Raw genomic sequence first — 18,376 nt, forward strand, 5'->3', positions numbered from 1 at the left:
GACCCTTCATCTATGAATATTCGATTTGCTATTCTTGCGGGCGCGATATGCGCCTTTTATGTTGGCTGTACCACCCTCAAAGATACTGGCGGTAATCACCAGGAACTGCCTGCCACCGCGTTGCAGCCCTTGGGAAGATACCAGGTAAACAATGCCCGGAACCTAGAGTTGATTTCCTCTGCGGCGCATTTCGGGTTTAGTTTTGAAGGGAGAGAGGCAAGGGTAGTGGCAGCTGCTGGCTATGCGGGTGCGCACAGCTATCTCCAGTACGAGTTGGACGGGGTCTACCAGAGAAGAGTAAGAATTGAAGGCTTGCAAGACACCCTGGTGATCACCGCACCCTCGGCGGGTAAACACACTGTTTGGGTGTACAAAACCACCGAAGCTCATACCGGCCCCTTAGTGATTCAGAAGGTAGTCGCTTCTAAAGTGACGTCCCTAAAGAGACCCGCGGCACCTTTAATAGAGTTTATCGGGAACAGTATTACTTGTGGTGCAGCGGCAGATCCGTCTGAGGTCCCGTGCGGCACTGGCGAATACCATGATCAGCACAACGCCTACATGGCTTACGGACCCAGAGTAGCCCGCGCAGTAAACGCCAACTTTGTCTTAAGCAGCGTGAGCGGTTATGGCGCCTACCGAAACTGGAACAGCAACGGACCCACTCTGCCCGAGGTCTACGAGAAAGTGGATTTCCAAGACAAGACCACCCAGCGCTGGGGCTTCAATAAATTCATCCCAGAAATAGTGAGCATTGCTTTAGGCACCAACGACTTCAGTGATGGAGACGGCAAAACGCCTAGGTTGCCCTTTGACAGCGCTGCTTTCGTAAGTAAGTACATCAGTTTCGTGAAGAACGTGAAATCTAAGTACCCTAAAGCGCAAATTGCTTTATTAAGTAGCCCCATGATGAATGGTGCCCGAAAGCAAAAGCTGGAGAACTGCCTTACTGCGGTGAAGACCCAAATAGACAAGGCATATGCTTCAGATAAACCTGTAGCCGTGCACTTCTTCAAGCCCATGGAGGCCAGCGGCTGTACCGGTCACCCGAGCGTGGCAGAGCATGGAATTATGGCTGCAGAGCTAGAGCCTTTTTTTAAGAAGCTTTTGTAAGTAAAAGAAGGTCTTAGAAGCTTACTGATTTCTAGTACATTCTAAATTAAAAAGCACGTTTAGGCCCTGTTTTGAAGAAAACAGGGCCTAAACGTTTTCGAACGCTGGCGCAAGGAATACTTCAAGTTTGAGTGAAACGGTAACTTGGAGTAGGAGTTATGGCCAGTTTGCAACTGGCGCCAGTTGCAAACTGGCCATAAAAAAGCCACAAGTTGCAAACTTGCGGCATAATGGGGCATAGTAGAAATAAAAGTCAAACATGGAAAACCCATTTAGAGGCTGTTTTAACCAAATCAGCCTCTAAATGGGTTTTCCATGTTACTGCAGTTGAATAGTTGCAGAACAACTTAACTTAAAAAGCCTTATTTCTGCACCCGGTTACGTTGGATCAGGCGGTGAATGTAGGTGAGTTTTTCTACGACCGGGGCTGAGAACGTTTCGGGGAGCAGGTCTGGGAGGCCAAGAGAGCGGTTTACCTCGTTCACTTTTAGGCTTAGGTCTGCGTAGCGGAGCAACATTTCCTCCAGTTGGGTATCTACCAGGTCTTCGCTGGGAAGATCTAATAGGTCATGGTTATCGGCGGTGTCCAGGACGGCCATCATGTCCAGGTAAGTACCCCAGGTTTCGGCGAAGTCTTCCCAGGAGTGCATGGTGGCGTAAGCGCTGATGTAACTGTTCCGCCAGTTAGCTTTAGGACCATTTTTGTAATAGTGGTCCATGGCCTCAGAATAGGTGGGGTTTTCATGGTCGCCGAAGACAGCTTTGTAGGCTTCCTCGTCTTTGCCCTGTACTAATAACTGCCAATAATAGTGACCCACCTCATGCCGGAAATGGCCAATCAGGGTGCGGTGTGTCTCCCCGAAAGATACGCGCAGCTTTTCGCGTTCTACCGGGTCGGCTTCGCTTAAGTTGATAGTGATTTTACCATCGGCGTGGCCGGTAAACACTTTTTCGCCTTTTTCAAGCCCTATCCATCCCAAAACAGAAGAGGCTTCTACGTCTTCTTTGAAGTCAAAGGAGAGGGGCAACTCGAAGTTAGAGGATTTAGAGCCGTAGGGCAGGCCCAGTTCATCTAACAGGTAAAGGAGCCGGCGTTTGGCTACTTCCAGGTCGTACCATTTCTGGGCATTGCCTTCTACAGAAAGATCCGGAATGGTCTCCGTAAGTTGACAATAGCTGCACAGTTGCTGGAAGTTCCGGGCATAGTCTTGCGGTGATTCAACCATGCGGTTACACACATTATGCGCCGAATAGTTGAAGCATTTTACCACGTGTGACTGGCATTTTGGATTGGTACAAACATATCCACCTTTCCCATCCAATTCCATGGCGTGCATGCCTTTACATACCGGGCACCAGCCAACTTCTCTGTTGCAAGACACACAGAAAGAATTCTCAAAGAATAACTTGTTGCCGCAAGTGCAGTGAAATGTTTTCATTTTGTTTTATATGTTAAGTAGTGACTAGCTTACGCCAGCCACTTTTACCTTGAGAGCTACCATCGCTTACGCCTAAAAATTAGATTGCGTTTGCATTTGCTCCTGCTGTACAGGTTCTGCCTCCTGAAGGGGATGAACACTTACGCCGTAACTTGTTTTTTGCTTTCCGTTGGTTTTGAGAGTGCCTTTCAAAGGACTGCAGTCTGAGTAGTCTGACCCATGCGATGCTTTGATGTAGTGCACATCAGCCAGCAGGTTGTTGGTAGGGTCAAAGCCTTGCCACCCAAAACCCGGAATATAGGCCTCGGCCCAGGCGTGCATCACCGCCGAACCTTCCAGTTCCAGTCCCTGGTTCAGGTACCCAGACACATACCGGCACGGAATCTTGTTCATGCGGGCAATGCCGATGAACAAATGGGTATAGTCCTGGCACACCCCGCGGCCTATCTTCAGCACCTCGTTCGCCGAGGTACAGACCGTAGTTGGCTTGGGGTCAAACTCCAACAGATCATTGATAAAGGCGTTCAGGTTCTGCAGGTAGTCATACACTCCTTGATCTGGTGCCCGCATCAGCAGCTTGCTGTGGTACATCTCCTTAATGTGGGTATAATGGCCAAAACCTAAAAACTGATGGTTTTCCAGATAGAATAGGTGGTCCTGTAGTTGCTGTTGCTCTTCTTCCACGGTAAAAATACCTTCCAGCGGAAAATCGGTCATTTCCTTTTCCACAATGGCCCGCATCTGGAATTCAAATGCGTTGAAGGGCTCAACTGTATGCAGGTTGATCACCTCAAATCCAAAAGGATTGGTGTGCTGAAAAGTCTCAGCATCAAGGGAGTTGCTGAACGTAACGTTCCGCACTACCTGATTTTCGTTCTGGCAGGGAAGAATCAAGAAAGAAAAGAAGGCCTCCCTAACATTTTCTTCATACGTGTTGTGGGTTTTGTACACCACCTCGTATTCTGTTTTCATAGATGAAAGGCCAAAACTGGCATTAATGGTATTTTAAATATTTAACATCTAGTAAACCGGCAATCTCATAAATGTTATTCAAGGTTCTTTGCAGGAACTGAGGAGCCCGGTCTTCTACTTCTTCAATGGTCAAGTACTGGAAGCGGCAGGCCAATTTACCGGCCATAAACTCCAGCGTTTCTTTGCGGGTTTCTTCCTGGTAAAAAGAGATTCCCTCAATACACTTCTTGATCCACTCCATGCTATACGCAACAGACTTAGGAAATTGGGTATCAAAAAGTAAAAAATCTATGACATGTGACCGGGTAGGGCTGGTTTTATGGCAGCGCATAAACATGTCAAAGGCCTCGGTGCTCTTGAGCGTGGTGCTCCACTGGTAGTTTTCAAGGGCGCCTCCCTGCTTTAAGTCTTCAAACTTCTCAATGTCTTCCAACTTGGTTTGCAGAATCCGGATCACCTGAATGGCCCTCTCCAGGTGCATGCCCAGGGAGATCAGCATCCAAACGTCATTGTGGAGCAGCGTGTTTTCAATGTAGCCCTTGGTGATGTAGCTGTTCTCCTCAATACGGCGCGCAAAGAACTCAATCTCTTCGGCGGCCATTTCTGAGGTCATCATTTCGTTGGCCTTGTGATAAAACCGGTTGATGGCCTCCCATAATTCAATAGAAATGCTATCTCGGGAACCACGGGCATTCTCGCGGATTCGCCCGATGTAGCTGAGGATAGAAAACTGGTTTGACTCAGAGATGGAGATAAAATCAATGACCTTGTCGTCTTCCAACTTTTCATGTACTCCAAAATACGCGTCTTTGCTGCCCGCCATGTCCAGGATTGACTCCAGAATCAATTCGCGGTTCTGACCCAGTGGCGCATCTACTGAAGACACATACTGTACCCTGGCGTAACGGGCAATATGTTCGGCCCGCTCAATGTAGCGCCCCATCCAAAACAAGCTGTTTCCAATTCGTGAAAGCATGTATAGTCGTTCGTTTGTGTTCGTGTTATGTTTGAATCCCTGAGTTCTTCCTCAGAGGTATTTATTGTTTTTATCTTACTCTATCAGATTGTCCCCCTTTGAAGGGGGTAGGGGGATGATCCTCTTCTGCTTATCATCTTCCCCAGGCACTTTCATTATTTTAAAACTTTGCGTTTGAGGCTTGTTTTCCTCAATCCAGTGCTCAAGCGTCCGTTGCACATTTGACAAGTCTTTCATCACTTCTTCATCTGTGAACCGCAAGACTGTGAAGCCTAACTCTGCTAACGCTTTGTCTTTCTTCTGATCTTCCTCGGTTTTAAAATTGTGGGTGTACCCATCTACTTCAATAATCAAACTCAATTCTTGGCACATGAAATCAGCGATGTAGCTGTCTGTCGGGCGCTGCCTCAAAAAGGTGTATCCCAATTTGCCTTTGCTTAACACCTCACACCATAACCTAATTTCTGCCTTGGTAGAATCTAACCGATTTGCTCTGGCAAACTGTTTTAAGTTCTTGTTATAGTGGTGGTTTGAAGGCATGCAGTTCTTAGGTTATGGAGCTCATATATTTCATAGTTGCTGCTTTTCGCTCATTCGTGCTGCTTTTTCATCCCCCTACCCCCTTCAAAGGGGGACTATCTTCTTTCCCGAGTTCTTTTGAGTGTTCTTAAAACATTAGCAGGTAAGTCCCCCTTTGAAGGGGGTAGGGGGATGACCCTCTTTTGCTGATCATTCCCCTGCATTTCTACTCCACGCCAGGCTTGCCCATGGACATGGTGCCTTGAGTACCAATTGACATGCCTTGCGGGCCCATGGTCATGGTTTGGCCGTCCATGGTCATGCTTTGTTCAATGGAACCGTTTTGTTGCATAGACATGCCGGCACCGTCTTCAGCCATGACCCAGGTGTCTTTGGAACCACCGCCTTGAGAGGAGTTTACAATCAGGCTACCTTTTTTAAGGGCTACGCGAGACAATCCTCCTTTTAAAACAAACTGGCGGTCTTTGCCCAAAAGACAGAACGACCTTAAATCTACGTGACGAGGTTCAAACTGGTCTTCGCCCTCAATGAAGGTGGCGTGCATAGACAAGTTCATAATAGGCTGCGCGATGTATTTGCGACGGTTTTCGGTTACCAAGTTCTTGAACTCGCTCAGTTCTTCTTTGGAAGCTTTGCTACCAATCAAAATGCCGTACCCGCCGCTTTCATCTACCGGCTTAATCACCAGCTTGTCCATGTTCTCCAAAACATATTTGAAGTCATCGTCTTTCTCACAGCGGTAGGTGTGGACGTTGTTCAGGATGGGTTCTTCCTGCAGGTAGTACTTGATAATGTCTGGCACGTAGGTGTACACGGCTTTGTCATCGGCGAAGCCGGTACCAGGGGCATTGAGCAGGTTGACGTTTCCTTTTTTGTAAGCGGCCATAATACCTGGCACGCCCAGCATGGAGTCTGGCTTGAATTCCATGGGGTCCAGGAAGTCATCATCCAGGCGGCGGTACACCACGTCTACCCGCTTAGGGCCGTTGATGGTCTTCATGTACACAAAGTTCTTTTCTACGTACAGGTCGCGGCCTTCTACCAGCGGCACGCCCATAGTAAGGGCCAGGAACGCATGCTCAAAGTACGCTGAGTTGTACACACCCGGGGTCAACACCACGCACGTAGGGGCATCAATGCCTTTAGGCGCCACTGACTGCATAGTGGCTAACAGCTCCTGTGGATATTCGCCCACGGTTTGCACATTGAACTGCCTGAACATCTGGAACAGGGTACGTTTCATGGCTACCCGGTTAGAAAGCACGTAGCTGATACCAGACGGGCAGCGCAGGTTGTCTTCCAGCACATAGTATTCGCCATCGCTGTGCTTGATCAAATCAGTGCCCGAGATGTGGTTGTAAATGCCACCTACGGGCTTCACCCCAATCATAGCCTTGAGGTAGTTCTTGGAAGAGAAGATCAGGTCTGCGGGTACTACTTTGTCTTTTAGAATGTGCTGGTCTGAGTAGATGTCCTGAATGAACAGGTTCATGGCCACGCAGCGCTGCAAGATGCCTTTCTCCACTTTGGCCCACTCCGCGGCCGGAATAATGCGGGGGAACAGGTCAAACGGGAATATACGCTCAACGCCTTTGGCCTTGTCTGAATACACAGAGAAGGTAATGCCCTGGTTAAAGAAAGACATCTTGGCGTGTTCATTCAGGGCCTTGAATTCTTCTTTAGAAAACTCCAGGAATTGCTGGTATACCGCCTGGTAATGCGGATGAACTTCGCCGGGGGTCCGGAACACTTCATCTAAGAAATTTGGCGGGATCTGATAATTCGAGAATACTTCACTTGTCTGGTTCTGGCGCACAGCTGCATCCATATCTGTAGGTCTAAAAACGTTAATGTTTTAAGTGGTAATCCTTCTGCTTAGCAAGGCGGGAATGGTCTACCATCCTGCTTTGCGCGTGTTTTCATGAAAAGAGGGGCAAAGCCCCGACGTGTACTTCCGCATCTCTGCTTTCTTCACCGTGTTTGTCCTGCTTCGTTCAGCCGGAATACCTTGCGTAAAAGTCAAATAACAGGAGGTAAAATCGCTTGCCCTGTTCCCTTTTAAACTGCCCCTTACGGAAAAAGGATAGGCCTTTGTTCGCCGCTATACGGCATAAAGAAGGAGTATGGATGAAAATCAGTATTTATCAAAATAGAGCCTCGTATTTGCCGCAGAGAAACGGAAAGAACCCTACTTTAAAAGGGTAGAAAATCCTTTGTGGTTCTAGTTTTCATTGCCAGGTTTGATTGGGAGGAGAAGTAGTGCACTTTACTATAGGTAGAAATAGGTTCTGAGGGAGCGGCTTTTGCCCGAGGTATAACCTCACTGCCGTGGGTTCGTTTTATAAGGGCCGGGTTTCTCCAGAGGCGGGGGTAGCGTGTTGACCTGCGCGCCCATATGCTCTTGGGTGTTTGCCCCAACGCTTCTGTTCTTATCTAACCACAGATGCCTTTCATGACCTTTTCAATGCATTCAACTTTTCTTCTTTTCCTTCATAGAAACCTGGTACAAGCCAGGGGAGACGTATTCTTTCTTTTACTGCTGGGTATGACCTTGTTGGCTCTGCCGGGGCAGGCGCAGGAGCCAGCCAAAGACACCACGGCGGCTGAGGCGGTGGAACCCGATTGGCCCATTGACACCCTGGGCCGGCGCACGCCCCGTGGGGCGGTGCAGGGGTTTATCAAGTCCATTGCCGATGAGAACTATGAACGGGCCGCCCTGTACCTGAACCTGGACAGCACCCTGGACCAAAAACAGAACGGGGCCAAACTGGCGCATGCCCTGCAACGCCTCCTGGACCAGAGCGGCGACATTGTACCTTATTCCTTGTTAAGTGACACCTATGACGGTCGCGAAGATGACAACCTGGGTCCCAACCTGGACCGGGTAGGGGAGGCCACCGTCAACGGCGAGGAATTTGACTTGTTCCTGGAGAAACTGGAAGACGCGGAGGGCGGCCCTATCTGGCTTTTCTCCTCGCAAACGGTGCAGCGCATTCCTCCCATCATAGAGGAAGCTGACAAACCCCTCGCCGATAAGGTCATGCCCGAATTTGCCGTGGACACCAAATGGAACGGCGTACCTGTGGGGCAATGGTTGTTCCTGCTTATGATTGCCGGTCTGGCCTACGCAAGTTCCTGGGTGATTATAAAACTGGTGGTGTTTGTCTTGATGCGCACCTGGCGGCGGGCCCGTGAAGAGCACATTGCCGGCATCATCCACGCGTTTAGTTTGCCCATTCAACTGTACCTGGCCTTGTGGCTGTTCATTGCCACCACCCAGCGGGTGGGTATCTCCATCATTGTGCGCCAGCAGTTCAGTCAGTTGACGGTGCTGATTGGCCTCATGGTGTTTTTGCTTTTGCTGTGGCGGCTTATTGAAGTACTGTCACAGTACCTGGAGCGGCGTCTGACCCGCAGGCGGAACCAGGCGGCACTCTCGGCGGTGCTGTTTCTGCGCCGGGGAGCCAAGATCGCGATTGTGGTGTTTGGGGTGATTGCGTTTCTGGGCACCTTAGGCTTTGATGTAACCACCGGATTGGCTGCCTTGGGGATTGGTGGTATCGCGTTGGCGCTGGGGGCGCAGAAGACCGTAGAGAACTTTGTGGGCAGCGTGACGCTCATTGCCGATCAGCCCATCAGGGTAGGAGATTTCTGCAAGGTGGGCGAGACGGTGGGCACCGTGGAGCAGATAGGTATGCGCTCTACCCGCATCCGGACGAACGACCGCACGGTGGTGACTATCCCCAACGGTGATTTTTCGTCGCAGCGTATTGAGAACTTCGCGCACCGTGACCGCGTGTGGTTTCACCCCACCTTTGGGGTGCGTTGTGACACCAGCCCCGACCAGATCCGGTACCTGCTGGTAGAACTCAGAACCATTTTGTACGCCCATCCTAAAATTGATCCAGAATCTGCCCGGGTGCGGTTTGTGGGCGTGGGAGCCTCGTCGTACAACCTGGAGGTGTTCTCCTACGTGATGACCAGCGACTACAATGAGTTCCTGGAGATTCAGGAAGACCTGCTGCTACGCATGATGGACGTGATCGAAGCCAGCGGCACCAGTTTCGCGTTCCCGTCGCAAACCATCTACCTGGGCCGCGACACCGGCTTGTCTGAAGAGAAAACCCAGGCCGCGCAGGAAAAAGTAAACCAATGGCGCAACGCCGATGATTTGCCGCTTCCCCGGTTTAGCCCAGAACGCATTGAAAGCCTGCGCAACACCATTCCTTATAAAGAGAAAGAATAAAGCTTTTTGTGTTAGGAGTTAAGGCTCGCGCCAGCAGGGCTTAGAGGTAAATGTAATTCTATGATAAAGCGTTTCGGGGTTGATTGGTAAAAATCAGCTCCGAAACGCTTTATAATTTACATGTAACAAGTTTGAGTTTACATGCCGCAAGTTTGAACGAAGTGGTAACTTGTGGCTTTCCAATTTGCCAGTTTGCAACTGGCGCCAGTTGCAAACTGGCCATTATCTCTACTCCAAGTTACCGCTGCGCTCAAACTTGAAGTATGGGATACTTACTTTGGGCTTGTTTGAGATAGTAGCCTCTAAACCATGGGTTACATAGAGCAAGGTATTGAACCGCAAGGTGGTCCAGTAAGACAGTGATAACGTGCAGTGTGGGGAAGCCGTGGTGGACAATGGTTCTAATTATTTCACGTGGATAGAACCAAAGAAACAGCGTTTCTACTGTGCCTGTTCATAGGCTTTTTCAATGCGCCGGTCTGGGATAAGCCACAGGAAAGCCACTAGTACGTACACCGCATTTGCCGCCAGTGAACTCCAGAAAGACAAGGCAATACCCACCAGGTACAACAGGGGAGAAATCTTTCCTTTCAGGTCTTTGCCGATGGCTTTGGACAGCAAAGAATCTTTCCCGTTTTTCCGAACGATCATCTGCTCCAAAATCCAATAGGCAATGGAGCAGAACAGCAGCACCAGCCCGTAGAGGGCCGTAGCCGCCGGCGCGAAACTGTTCTCGCCCATCCAACCGGTGGTAAAGGGAATCAAGGATATCCAGAAGAGCAGGTGCAGGTTGGCCCACAGGATGGCGCCGTTCACTTTGCCCGTGCTGTGCAGCATGTGGTGGTGGTTGTTCCAGTAAATGCCTATGTAGATAAAACTAAGCACATAGCTCAGGAACACAGGCAAGAGCGGGCGTAGGGCCTCCCAGTCGGTACCGTGCGGCACTTTTATTTCCAGCACCATAATGGTAATGATGATGGCTAAAACGCCGTCACTAAATGCTTCTAATCTTCCTTTGTTCATAATGGGGCGGTGTCACTCAAAAAATAGGGTGGGGTAATTGCGGGCAGAAAGATAATAGAAGAAGTTAATGGGAAGGAGAGGTCAGGTGCGGCACGCGTCAGATCCTTATCTCCGGAGGTCCTTCAGGAAGGAACCCGCAGGCACCACTTCTGCCGGTAAGCCTTCTCATGCCGCAAGTTTGAGCGAAGCGGTAACTTGTGGCTTACCATGATTGCCAGTTTGTAACTGGCGTACTCCATGATCAGATGATGTGTAAAAAGCCAGTTGCAAACTGGCAAAATGGCTACTCCAAGTTACCGCTGCGCTCAAACTTGAAGTATAGATTTCTAAAGATAACTCAACCACTTCTTCTCTGGGTGGGCGGCTTTGTAGCGGCTGTACCAGCGGCAGGCAGGGTAGAGCACCAGCACCACCGTGATCCAGACCAGATACACATAAGGCAGCTCAACGCCCACACCTACTTTGGGCCGGCCAAACTCCAGGGTCCCGAAGGGGAGCTGCTGCCAGGTGAGGCCTTGCCAGAACATGAGCAGCAGCATGCCCGTGTGAATGAGAAACCAGTGTGCCAGGTAAAAGAACAGCGGCACTCGGCCGTAGATAGTGAGGAAGCGCGCAAAGCCGTTTTGGGCCCGTTCCAGCAAAAACAGCGCTAAAAACATACCCCCCAGAAACAAGGCCGCGTACAGAAGCGAAGGCGGGTACTTGGTCACGTTGAGGAACGACAGTAACGTGAACACCGGCGTGGCCTGCACCTTCCAGGGGTTGGGGTCACCGTACACCTGCACCAACCGCAGCACGGCAAATACCCCCAATGCCACTGCCGCACTGAGCCAAAGCAGCTTCCGGCGTTCTGGAGCTGTTTTCCTGAAAACAGGCCCAAATCCGAAGCCCAGCAGCAGAATGCCCAACCACGGAATCACGGGGTACGCCACCAGAAAGGCAAAATGCTCGGTGGCCTGGAAGAACCCCTGGCGGAACAAGAGGGAATAGGCGAATTTACCCGCCATTCCCTCCGCAGGGCCTACTTGCGGCAGCAGGTTGTGCAGCAGGATAATGGCCAGACCAATGCCACCTAATACCCGGGCAGGCAACCGCAGCAACGCCGCCAGCACCACAAACCCGAACCCAATGGCAAAAATCACCTGGAACATAGTGGTCCGGAAGAGGATGTCAAACCAGATCCCGAAGCTGATGACCGTGACCTCCAGCACCATAAGCCAGACCCCTCGGGATAGCAGGAACCGCTGGGCGCGCCCGAAGTCTCCATCGCGGTGCAGCGACAGGTACGCCGAGGTGCCCGCCAGGAACACAAAGGTGGGTGCGCAGAAATGTGTGACCCAGCGCGTCAGGAACAGGGCCGGGGTAGTGGTGTCAAACGACAGCGGGTCTTGCGCCAGCGAGGTGGTGTGCCACAGATCGCGCACGTGGTCCAGCGCCATGAGCACAATGGCCAAGCCCCTCACCACATCAATGGAGGAAACCCGGGTTTGGCGGGCTTGCCCCAGCGGAGTAGAAGCTTCAGTGCGGAGCATAGGCGGTTAAATTGGTGAGTAAGTGTTCTTCTTGGCAAGGTATTCCAAAATACCTATAATTCTTTCCCGAACGGGCAGGTCTAAGGTAAATGGGTTTAAAGTCAATAGGAAATAGACTTTGGGTAAAATGTGCTCGGTCATATTGATAAAAATGATTAAGCACATTTTACCCAAAGTTCAGAGAAAGTAAGAAATTAATTCTAATTGATTCATTAAAAGTACTTTATTGGAAAATACCTGATTTATGAATGTTTTAATTTGAACTAAAATCAGTTATTAAATCATACCGTACATAAAATTCTTTAGTTCCTTCATTGATATCAAAATAATTATTGAGTTCAGGAATTATAGGAATAAAGATTCTATTTTCCGTAATAACTGTTGTAGTAGGTATAGCAGTACCTCCAGTTGAATCATCTGATAACTTCTCTTTCAATTCAATGTCATAATAAAGAGATAAGTTTTTAGATGCATGTGTAAAGATGTAAACTACTTTATGCATGCTCCAAATCACTTTTGTTGTATGAGGTTCTAAAAAGAATTCAGACTGACTTTTAAAAATTTTGTCAGATAAACTTAAGAATAAAGAAAAGCTGTTTAAATGAGGATATGGCTTGTCAGTTTTTAATATTTTTTTATCAGTTTTTGTTTCTTGTCTAAGAATAGGAGGTACAGCGCCATATTCATCAAAAGATGCCTTATCAGCCGTGTTATTTTCTAAAATACTAGGAATTTCTTGTTCAACTGTTCCGACTTGACTTCTTCTTACAAATTGAGAATGCGTTTTGGTAATAGTAGTAGACTTTTTTAAAACCTCAGGAAAATCTATCTCGCCAGATGCATATTCAGTCAATAAAGATTCCAAAGCGCCTAAATCTGAAAATTCATATTTATACAATTCACGGTTCTTCATTAAGATTTTTTGCAAGGCATCTGCGCCTTGTCTTGTAGAAGAAGGAACATACTGTGAAAATTTTTGATATAAATGATTTCTGACAAAATCTTTAACAAAACTTCCGAATAATGACCAATCAGTAGAGTAAATTTGTAATACCTGTTGAACAGCACTTGAATTTCTCGAAATATAGATATACAAAATGTTGTCTTTATACCCAACTAAACTCGGTACTTGATGGCTAATTTCTGCTATGTAAACTTTAGAATCAGCTATTAAGTAATCTTCTGAAATTATATTTGTAACACGTAGAAGAAGAGAAACTTCTGGAAAGGGAAGGTCTTTATTGTCGTATACCGATAATACTCTTGCTTTGTCTGGTACTTCTTCTATACCTAATCGCTTTATGTACTCTTGTTGTATCTTTCTTCTTGGATTATCTTGACTTAATAATAATAAATAAGAATTCTCATTGCCGAATTGAAGTATAGTAGATTGGTCGCGCCCAGAGTAATAGTAAATTTTCTTTTCATTATAACTTTGAGAAATTTTAGATAATGGCCACCTCTCATCGTTAGGTTGAACTACTATTTTCAAATTCTTCGCTAAATCTATTCTATTATATGAAGAAATGTAATTTAGAAATCCAGTATTAGTATCTGAAATTTCTAAATTTGAAAAAACTTCTGCGATTTTAGTCTCTACTGCTCTGATTATTTGTGATACAAATTCAATGCTATCTCTGTTTAAAGCTTCTCTTCCAGCAGTAGGATGTAAGCTCGAAAGGTTTACAATTCCACCTAAGTTAAAATAGCTAGAAATAGGTATAGGAGCTAAACCAAAATAATTCCTCAAACCATAAATTCCCCCTACACCTTGTGAAAGAGAAAATTCTCCTTTTAAAATTTTTGAATCTCTGTGTATATCAATACAGTGTACCTTGACAATATTTTGGTTGGTTATAGTAATTAAGGCTTTGCATCCTGAATTATTATTAGTTAATATTTCATGGAATTCTGTATGGTAAATACTGTCTTGCTTTACAGTATGGTATATTGAATAATCATAAAGACTAATGTTTTGGTTATTTATTAAAATGGGTATAGGTAAAAATTTAAGGTAGGGAGTAAGATATTGGATTGCTCCTTGTACAGTTAGGTTTAGTGAATCGTCAAGTTCCGCTATTACTAAAGTTCCTGGTTCTCTAACATCTGCATAAGTTTTGATTTCAATACATTCTTCGGTTATTGATAAAGATTCTCTATTAGCGAAGGTTTCAATTGTTTCATTTCCTTGCGCATAATGTGTTATCACTTTTATGGATTTACAAACACCAAAATTTGCCATTGCTCCAATACCAAATGTGCCTACAACTCCAGCTTTTTGAGCGATTTCATTATTTTTGCCGCTAGAACCAGCTTTCCAAAAATTGTTACTAACAACTTCTCTATCCATCCCAATTCCATTGTCCTCTATCGTGATGTATTTGGGATCTATGTTTACAACTATTCTTGGCTGATAAGCACCTGAATTAGTTATTTGATTTCTCATTAGAATAGCGTCATAGCCATTCTGAATGTTTTCCCGAAGCAATGCATAAGGAGAGTCATAGATGTCATTTGATAATATTTCTAATACTCTCCTTATTTCTATTTGAAATGATAATTTGCCTATATTGCTCATTTTAAGATTGCTTCAGCTTTGTTTAGTAAATCTTTTATAATAGGGTTTAATGACATTGGTTCTGTTATTTCGTTAAGAAGTTTGGCCAATGTAATTTTATCTCTTAGTTGTATTCCTGCGTTTAATACAGCTACAGCTTCCTCTATTGATTTAGGTTTAGAAAAAAAATCAATTGCTAGTGGAAAATCTTCTGTTTGAACTATGCATTCTGCTAAAAACCTTCTCACAAAAGTATCATGAGGACTTAATAGTAATAAGGCCTCTTTTGCTTCTTTATAATTTTTGTTTTGCATTAGTTCTTCAATCTTAATTAATGCAACTGTATAATCTACCTTTGGTCTGTCAAGTCTGATTGAATAATGGCTAATATTTTTAGAGTCTATCCTCCCAGGGGTCCAAATAGGGTTTTCAAATGAAGAAGATTCGGTTTTTTCCCTTACATGTAGTGTAACTTGTATGTTTTCCTCCTCAATATTATCATCAATTTCAACCAAATTATATTGTCTGTTACTTCCTGTTGGCAATTCTTTAGGTCCTCCACATAGGGTGCCTGCACTAAATATAATAATGTTCTTCTTCTCCACAACATCACTATATTCATGAATTAATTCAGTTTTATGTTGATGTCCATGAAAACCAAGTACAATTCCAGACTCAATAAAGTTTTTAAGGCGGCTACTATCCATATAGTTTGATTCATAAGGTAGGCCTTTCGTATTATGATGCCAAGTGCCTAAAATCAAACGGCCCTGCTCTTTGAAAATTCTTAAGGCTAGGTTTGCTTTAGCTATGCAGTCGGGATTTATATCCCCAGCAAATCTTAAATGGTCATTATTAAAGCAACTATTAAACGCTACAATGGTTGTATTGAATAATGGAAAGTCAAATATGTCAAATTGGTCTTCTGGACTTAATTTAAATTCTCTTTTCCCTTCATAGAATTCAGAATAAAAGTTGCTATAAGCTTCTAAGCGTTTATTGTACTTAACTTGGTCCTTTATTTTGTAAAAAGATAAGTCTTTCCAAGACCATCTAATGGCTGAATTTTGATTTGTTGAGTTCTTTACACTTTCTATTATAAGACTTTTTTTATTAGGGTCTGAATCTGAAAATTCAATTTTTTCCATGCTATCTATTGAATGTTTGAAACTGATATCATGGTTTCCAGGAATTATAATAATTCTTGATTTGTCACCTTCTAGGAAATCTTTAGTTAAATCGTTTAAAAAAGATAATCCTTCTTTATATTGAATTTCTATTTCTTCATTAAAATCATCAAGCCTGTTTGAGCCTCTTATGATGTCTCCACTAACAATTATTATATCAGGAACTTTTATTATAGGTGTTTCTACTTTAGAGTATCTGTCCTTATCATTTAGTAAAGATGAAAGTAAAGCATAATTAGAAATTTCATTTCCTTTACTTCTATGTAAATCTGAAATATGAAGAATTGTAAATTTTTTATTCATTATTTATGTGTTTCAAAAATGAAAAACAACAACTATTTAAGTTTTAAAAAAATGTTAAATTTAAAATTGATTAAAAGTGAATTTAAGATTTAAGTCTAATAAACCCGTTCAATTCTCTTATTAGGTATCAACCACATCAACGCTACCAGCACATAGTCACCGTTCGCTGCCTAGGGGCTCCAGAAGGAGAGGGTTATGCCGGTCAGGTACAAGAGCGGAGAGAGTTTGCCTTTCAGGTCTTGGCCAATGGCTTTGGCGAGGAGGGGGTCTTTGCCGTTCTTTTGGATGATGGTCGGCTAAAATACAGAACTCCTTCAAACCAATTGGCAAGAGTGCAACAAAAATTCCGTTTTTGGTCTCATTTCTGAAAAACAAGCCATAACAGTGATCATAGAGGCAAAAGCCGTCTGCGTGAACTTAGGCCGAGTTTCCCGTAAAAGGGGTAGTTTCTCTAATTTCGGCCATGGCAAACAAATTACCGCAGCAAAAGAATTCCAACCAAGATTTCACCGGCTTCGTCACTGTTCGTGGGGCACGCGAGCATAACTTGAAGAACGTTGACCTCACCATTCCCCGAGATGCGCTGGTGGTGTTCACGGGCGTGTCGGGGTCGGGAAAATCGTCGCTGGAGTTCAGGACGCTGCAACAGGAATTCTTTTAATTATCTCCCCTTTTTCTGTTTAGAGCCTATTTTCTTTAGAACCTATACAACAGAGTATAGACTAAGCTTTGGAAGTAACAGGATATTTTATGTAACTTCCCTAAAAGCCAGCTACTTAGCGCCTAGTTGCTTAATTCTACTTCTTTTTTTAAAACCTTAATTACGGTTGCCATGTCTCTTCCGGTACTAGAAGGCCCTGTGCACTTAAGTGAGATGCAGTTGAATAGGGCAGGAGATGCGTTTTACTTAACAGGAGAGGTGTTGGCAGATTTTAATTGGGGTGGCGTTTTCTACTACCCAGACTTTCCCCGTAACCTCATCTTTGATGGTAGAAGGGGACGATGGATGATTTATAAGCACGGAAATCTGCATAAAACCGAAGTAGACCCCGAGGTAGCAAGCTGGCAATTTCGGGACGCTTTACGTGGGCCCGGCAAAGACGTGATAGTAGGCTTATTGGGTGGGTATGTCCGGAGAGCCTACCAGTTATTAGATCCTACGTATCCTGGTTTTACAGATACTTTTCTAAAACACCTTGTAAGCGGCCCCATTCTCTCCGTTACCAAGGCCCGTGAGCAGCGCCTGGATGTAGAGAAGGTGCTGGCAACGTATAAACTTACCGTACAGGTTACAAACCAAAGTAAACTAACATTCAGTGAGGTTTCACCCTTGAATGCCCAGCCTGCAACAGGCCAGGAGCTTCTCTTGACCACGCTGGTGCTGGCCCTGGCAAAGATGGATGTGACCCAATGGATACAGAGCGTAGAAACCCTTGCGCCAGAAAACGAGATGGCCCAAATTTTAGCAGCGATCAGCCGCCGGGAACACCATAGCTACTGGGGTGGACTGGTGGGCTTGTTCAACAAAGCAGCCATCACTAAAAATCGTTTATTAAACCGTATTGCTCAGCTTTCAGCATCCGAAAGAAATTTGCTTTCCTTTGTGCAAGGGTTCTACCCTGAAGGAAATGAACTAGATGGGGGAGTAGACGGGGAAACGTTTGATCTCTTTAAGCGCACGCTTTACAAATTAGAAAGGGATGACCCAGAAGGTTGGTGGACGTATGCTGAGGCAATATTGGACGGAATAGAGTCCCTGGCCCTAGTAACCGATCAGCAAGCAGAAACCTATGTCTCTCTCCGGTTAGCCCAGGATGCTGAGATCCTGATGCAGTTACTTGCCCATGAACTCGTAGGAGCAGAGAACCGGTTGGTTCGGCATGACATGCTTTCGTACTCCTGGGCAAGCCCAAATGCATCCTCTCTCCAAGAATTCAACCAGCTAAATTACTTGGGGTACGCCCATTCTTTGGTCCTCACCAAACGTATGTACTTCATCTGTTCACGAGAATCCTATGCCAACGGACTCTCCAGCAATTTTCTGTGGTCTGCCCTCTGGAGGGGTATTGCTATAAGCAGGGAGACCATGCAGTACTGTCATTCCCTTCATACAGAAGTTGAGACCTGGCAAGAAGAATACAAAAGCTTTTATTGCCAGGTTTTGGATCACCTGGTAGACGGCTACCTGGATTGCCTTCGTCAGTTTTCAGGAGCCTTAAATGTCAACATTAAGCCAAATGAGCCTGTTTCCTGCTATGTCAACTGCTTCACCGGCAAGCCAGAAGAAGACACCAAAATGTTCTTACATGTAGAGCGGGAAGGTCTCTTTCGTCTTCAGAAAGTTTTGAAAGCCGGAGGAAGTTATGAAGGCTTGGAAGAGGCCTTGGGTGCCCTGGTAAAGGCCATAGAAGAAATCTCCTGAGCAACGTATAAAAGCAAGGGCCCTGGTTGTGTGCAGTTTTTTTTAAACGATACACAACCAAAGCCT

Annotated in this window: 13 protein-coding genes and 1 pseudogene; 4 read left to right on the top strand and 10 right to left on the bottom strand. The window is 45.7% G+C overall.

Going from position 1 to position 18,376, the window contains the following annotated elements; translation table 11 throughout:
* Positions 1 to 12: 12 nt before the first annotated feature.
* Positions 13 to 1,113, top strand: a complete 1,101-nt coding sequence (locus ACW9SV_RS17580; protein WP_479558076.1) for an SGNH/GDSL hydrolase family protein — start codon at positions 13 to 15, stop codon at positions 1,111 to 1,113.
* 362 nt (positions 1,114 to 1,475) lie between these two features.
* Here the strand turns inward: ACW9SV_RS17580 and ACW9SV_RS17585 are convergent, their stop codons facing one another.
* From ACW9SV_RS17585 to ACW9SV_RS17605, 5 genes are all read right to left on the bottom strand, one after another.
* On the bottom strand, positions 1,476 to 2,552 hold the full coding sequence (locus ACW9SV_RS17585; RefSeq protein WP_479558077.1) for a zinc-binding metallopeptidase family protein: 1,077 nt from the start codon (positions 2,550 to 2,552) through the stop codon (positions 1,476 to 1,478).
* 72 nt (positions 2,553 to 2,624) lie between these two features.
* The gene (locus ACW9SV_RS17590; RefSeq protein WP_479558078.1) at positions 2,625 to 3,524 is read right to left on the bottom strand and encodes a transglutaminase domain-containing protein; all 900 of its coding nucleotides are present in this window, start codon (positions 3,522 to 3,524) and stop codon (positions 2,625 to 2,627) included.
* A gap of 22 nt (positions 3,525 to 3,546) precedes the next feature.
* Positions 3,547 to 4,500 (bottom strand): alpha-E domain-containing protein, encoded by a 954-nt coding sequence (locus ACW9SV_RS17595; protein WP_479558079.1) that lies wholly within the window; start codon positions 4,498 to 4,500, stop codon positions 3,547 to 3,549.
* A gap of 75 nt (positions 4,501 to 4,575) precedes the next feature.
* Complete coding sequence (locus tag ACW9SV_RS17600) at positions 4,576 to 5,040, bottom strand: endonuclease domain-containing protein (protein WP_479558080.1); 465 nt, start codon at positions 5,038 to 5,040, stop codon at positions 4,576 to 4,578.
* Positions 5,041 to 5,245: 205 nt separating this feature from the next.
* A complete protein-coding gene (locus ACW9SV_RS17605; RefSeq protein WP_479558081.1) occupies positions 5,246 to 6,868 on the bottom strand; it encodes a circularly permuted type 2 ATP-grasp protein in 1,623 nt (540 codons plus the stop codon).
* Between the two features lie 636 nt (positions 6,869 to 7,504).
* Between ACW9SV_RS17605 and ACW9SV_RS17610 the strand changes: the two genes are divergently transcribed.
* A complete protein-coding gene (locus ACW9SV_RS17610) occupies positions 7,505 to 9,286 on the top strand; it encodes a mechanosensitive ion channel family protein (RefSeq protein ID WP_479558082.1) in 1,782 nt (593 codons plus the stop codon).
* A 228-nt stretch (positions 9,287 to 9,514) separates the two neighbouring features.
* On the opposite strand, the gene ACW9SV_RS17615 is transcribed toward ACW9SV_RS17610, so the two are convergent.
* The 5 genes from ACW9SV_RS17615 to ACW9SV_RS17635 all read right to left on the bottom strand — a co-directional run bounded on the left by ACW9SV_RS17615 (position 9,515) and on the right by ACW9SV_RS17635 (position 15,888).
* Positions 9,515 to 9,682, bottom strand: coding sequence for a hypothetical protein (locus ACW9SV_RS17615; protein ID WP_479558083.1), 168 nt, complete (start codon positions 9,680 to 9,682; stop codon positions 9,515 to 9,517).
* A gap of 45 nt (positions 9,683 to 9,727) precedes the next feature.
* Positions 9,728 to 10,309 (bottom strand): TMEM175 family protein, encoded by a 582-nt coding sequence (locus ACW9SV_RS17620; RefSeq protein ID WP_479558084.1) that lies wholly within the window; start codon positions 10,307 to 10,309, stop codon positions 9,728 to 9,730.
* A 326-nt stretch (positions 10,310 to 10,635) separates the two neighbouring features.
* Complete coding sequence (locus ACW9SV_RS17625) at positions 10,636 to 11,841, bottom strand: acetyltransferase domain-containing protein (RefSeq protein ID WP_479558085.1); 1,206 nt, start codon at positions 11,839 to 11,841, stop codon at positions 10,636 to 10,638.
* 253 nt (positions 11,842 to 12,094) lie between these two features.
* Positions 12,095 to 14,419, bottom strand: a complete 2,325-nt coding sequence (locus tag ACW9SV_RS17630; RefSeq protein WP_479558086.1) for an ATP-binding protein — start codon at positions 14,417 to 14,419, stop codon at positions 12,095 to 12,097.
* Entirely contained in the window at positions 14,416 to 15,888 is a 1,473-nt protein-coding gene (locus tag ACW9SV_RS17635; RefSeq protein WP_479558087.1) for a metallophosphoesterase family protein, read from the bottom strand. The genes ACW9SV_RS17630 and ACW9SV_RS17635 overlap by 4 nt, the downstream gene beginning before the upstream one ends.
* Positions 15,889 to 16,351: 463 nt before the next feature.
* On the opposite strand from ACW9SV_RS17635, the pseudogene ACW9SV_RS17640 reads away from it, so the two are divergent.
* Both ACW9SV_RS17640 and ACW9SV_RS17645 read left to right on the top strand, forming a co-directional pair.
* Positions 16,352 to 16,540, top strand: a pseudogene (locus tag ACW9SV_RS17640) (hypothetical protein); the annotation flags it as partial.
* Positions 16,541 to 16,720: 180 nt separating this feature from the next.
* The gene (locus ACW9SV_RS17645) at positions 16,721 to 18,310 is read left to right on the top strand and encodes a hypothetical protein (protein WP_479558088.1); all 1,590 of its coding nucleotides are present in this window, start codon (positions 16,721 to 16,723) and stop codon (positions 18,308 to 18,310) included.
* The last annotated feature ends 66 nt before the right edge of the window (positions 18,311 to 18,376 follow it).

The sequence above is a fragment of the Rufibacter sp. JT20002 genome (assembly GCF_056491185.1).

What these genes read in the sequence shown, in the direction of transcription:
- ACW9SV_RS17625 (WP_479558085.1), bottom strand. Translation starts at nt 11,841, where the DNA reads ATGCTCCGCACTGAAGCTTCTACTCCGCTGGGGCAAGCCCGCCAAACC.
- ACW9SV_RS17595 (WP_479558079.1), bottom strand. Translation starts at nt 4,500, where the DNA reads ATGCTTTCACGAATTGGAAACAGCTTGTTTTGGATGGGGCGCTACATT.
- ACW9SV_RS17645 (WP_479558088.1), top strand. Translation starts at nt 16,721, where the DNA reads ATGTCTCTTCCGGTACTAGAAGGCCCTGTGCACTTAAGTGAGATGCAG.
- ACW9SV_RS17630 (WP_479558086.1), bottom strand. Translation starts at nt 14,419, where the DNA reads ATGAGCAATATAGGCAAATTATCATTTCAAATAGAAATAAGGAGAGTA.
- ACW9SV_RS17580 (WP_479558076.1), top strand. Translation starts at nt 13, where the DNA reads ATGAATATTCGATTTGCTATTCTTGCGGGCGCGATATGCGCCTTTTAT.
- ACW9SV_RS17590 (WP_479558078.1), bottom strand. Translation starts at nt 3,524, where the DNA reads ATGAAAACAGAATACGAGGTGGTGTACAAAACCCACAACACGTATGAA.
- ACW9SV_RS17585 (WP_479558077.1), bottom strand. Translation starts at nt 2,552, where the DNA reads ATGAAAACATTTCACTGCACTTGCGGCAACAAGTTATTCTTTGAGAAT.
- ACW9SV_RS17620 (WP_479558084.1), bottom strand. Translation starts at nt 10,309, where the DNA reads ATGAACAAAGGAAGATTAGAAGCATTTAGTGACGGCGTTTTAGCCATC.
- ACW9SV_RS17635 (WP_479558087.1), bottom strand. Translation starts at nt 15,888, where the DNA reads ATGAATAAAAAATTTACAATTCTTCATATTTCAGATTTACATAGAAGT.
- ACW9SV_RS17610 (WP_479558082.1), top strand. Translation starts at nt 7,505, where the DNA reads ATGCATTCAACTTTTCTTCTTTTCCTTCATAGAAACCTGGTACAAGCC.
- ACW9SV_RS17600 (WP_479558080.1), bottom strand. Translation starts at nt 5,040, where the DNA reads ATGCCTTCAAACCACCACTATAACAAGAACTTAAAACAGTTTGCCAGA.
- ACW9SV_RS17605 (WP_479558081.1), bottom strand. Translation starts at nt 6,868, where the DNA reads ATGGATGCAGCTGTGCGCCAGAACCAGACAAGTGAAGTATTCTCGAAT.